Raw genomic sequence first — 2,047 nt, 5'->3', positions numbered from 1 at the left:
GCCGTCGCCGAGCAGCGCGGTCAAGGATGCCTCCAGCTTCTCGGTGATGTCCCGGTAGCGGTTCAGATCACCGCGGTCGAGCGCCACCGAACGGATCGCCTCCGGAGCGTCCTTGATGACCTTCACCAAGCCACCCAGCACCGGAACACACCCGCCACCGTTACGGCCGGGAAGTGACGTCTACGGCTCCCTGGTGCTCCCGGTGGTGGCAACACCGAAGCGGTCACTCAGCTCCATGGTCTCTGGCTCGCGTGGGCGGAGCCGACCGGCCCCGGCGCGGATATGTCCGGACCCGGCAAGTGGCACTAATTGAACGGCGAGCGCTCCGGGTACGTCTCGGTCACGTCGGTGAACTCTCACCCACAGGCGGACCACGCTCCTGGTCTCGTTCCTCACGTTCGTCTTGGCCACGCTGGCACCTCAACCAGTAACATGACTAAGCACCTTGACCGGTTCGGAGCCGAACAACCGATCAAGCCCATTGGTATGAACCGTGGAGTCGTTGAGTCCGTTCTCCTACTCGACCGGCACTCGCAAACTCGTGGGCAGAGTGCCACAAAACGAAACCTCTTGGAGGACCGGTGACTGATCTTACCGAGTCGGTCGAATCGCTTGGGCAACTCGTTTCGGTCTGGCGCGACATGGTACTTGACCGCGATGCGGCAGCAGACGTACGAGATCTCCCAGGCATCGCAGTTCGCTGGGCCGACTCCCGGTTCGAGTTCTGGAACTGCGTTACGTTGACCGACATTGGTACGGACGCCGAACTGACCGAGCGACGTATGTGCGAGGCAGCAGACCTCATGCGTGCAAAAGAGCATTCTGGATTTCTATGGATATTCGAAGACCTCCTCGACGACGGCGCACGCTCAGCGCTGGAAGTAATGGCCGAAAAGGCAGGACTCGAATACGCTTTCCCTAGCACAGGGATGGCCGGGGACATTCTCGGTATGCCCGAGCCAAGTCACCCCGATCTGACATTCGTGCGCGTGACCACAGACGAACAACTTCGGGCCTATGCAGACATCAACTCGCGCGCCTACGGTTTCGCCCTGGACGAGGGTCGCGACGGACTTGACGGTTCGACGCTTTGGAAGAATGAGGTGCACGCCTACCTGGGCCTCCGGGACGATGTTCCTGTGGTATGCGCCGGGGCGGTCGAAACGGAAAACAGTCTATTTCTCGCGCTTGTCGCCACGGCGCCTGAGTGGCAGCGCAGGGGTTACGGTGAGGCGGTGACACGGAAGGCACTGTACGAGGGCGCTCGGTCTACCGGACTGACCCGTGCCACCCTGCACGCGACTGCCGCCGGGAAACCGGTGTACACCCGTATTGGTTTCAGGCCGAACTCGCCGATGCGCTTCTACCGCCTCAAGGGTCATTAGGGCGCGCAGACCGTCGTCAGTGCGGACTCGGTCGAAAAGCTGGGTAAAGACCGCTCGCAACTTATGCTGGTAGGCCGTGATCACGCGCAGCTGACGGCTCGCAGTGGCCGACGGCCACAAGTCCCGTTCTAGCGGTGCTGCTCCTGGTCTTCACGCTGACGTTGCGCTCTCGCCTGCACTGCTGGATGGGCGGTTTCCAGGAGTCGTTGCGACACGTGATTGTATGTGTCAAGCCACATGGGGTGGAGGGCTGGGCTCGCTACTGGCGGGTCCGGGAAGTGGCTTGTCCGAAGAGTCGGCCGAGGCGATGGTGTGCGCGGTCCGTGCTGGCGATCCCAATGGGAGCAGTGCCGGAGTGCTGTCGGACGTCGGGGGCGGCGGTGCAGCCGCGCATCGCCGAGTGATGGTGGAGCGGTCGACGCCGAACCCGCAGGCCAGCACGTCATGGGTGGTGCCATTGCGAAGGCGGACGAGGGTGGCCAGCAGTCGATCGACCAGGACCGGTTTGTGTTTCGCCCCGGCACCAACGGCCCGGCGACGGGGTCGTGTCCGCAAGTTGGTTGGCGCGTTGGTCTGTTCGTGGTGCGTCGTCATGAGCTGACTGATCAGGCATGGGCAGTGATCGAGCCGCTGCTGGCTCCGTCTCGTATGGGACGACCGGT

At 62.9% G+C, this 2,047-nt stretch carries 2 protein-coding genes and 2 pseudogenes; 3 read left to right on the top strand and 1 reads right to left on the bottom strand.

Annotated elements, in window-relative coordinates; all coding sequences use genetic code 11:
• Positions 1 to 161: 161 nt before the first annotated feature.
• Together ACH4DZ_RS45010 and ACH4DZ_RS45005 are read left to right on the top strand one after the other, a co-directional pair.
• Positions 162 to 306 (top strand): annotated as a pseudogene (locus ACH4DZ_RS45010) (DUF4913 domain-containing protein); the annotation flags it as partial.
• A gap of 275 nt (positions 307 to 581) precedes the next feature.
• Complete coding sequence (locus ACH4DZ_RS45005; RefSeq protein ID WP_398295614.1) at positions 582 to 1,385, top strand: GNAT family N-acetyltransferase; 804 nt, start codon at positions 582 to 584, stop codon at positions 1,383 to 1,385.
• 228 nt (positions 1,386 to 1,613) lie between these two features.
• On the opposite strand, the gene ACH4DZ_RS45000 is transcribed toward ACH4DZ_RS45005, so the two are convergent.
• Positions 1,614 to 1,868 carry a transposase family protein gene (locus tag ACH4DZ_RS45000; RefSeq protein WP_398295616.1) on the bottom strand — a complete coding sequence of 85 codons (255 nt, stop codon included), beginning with the start codon at positions 1,866 to 1,868 and terminating at the stop codon, positions 1,614 to 1,616.
• Between ACH4DZ_RS45000 and ACH4DZ_RS44995 the strand changes: the two are divergent.
• Positions 1,830 to 2,047: pseudogene (locus ACH4DZ_RS44995) on the top strand (hypothetical protein); the annotation flags it as partial. The gene ACH4DZ_RS45000 and the pseudogene ACH4DZ_RS44995 sit on opposite strands and share 39 nt — an antisense overlap.

Source organism: Streptomyces sp. NPDC017991 (genome assembly GCF_044328075.1).
Lineage (GTDB): Bacteria > Actinomycetota > Actinomycetes > Streptomycetales > Streptomycetaceae > Streptomyces.
The sequence above is the reverse complement of the archived record's forward strand: the minus strand, read 5'-3'. Positions and strand labels throughout refer to the sequence as shown.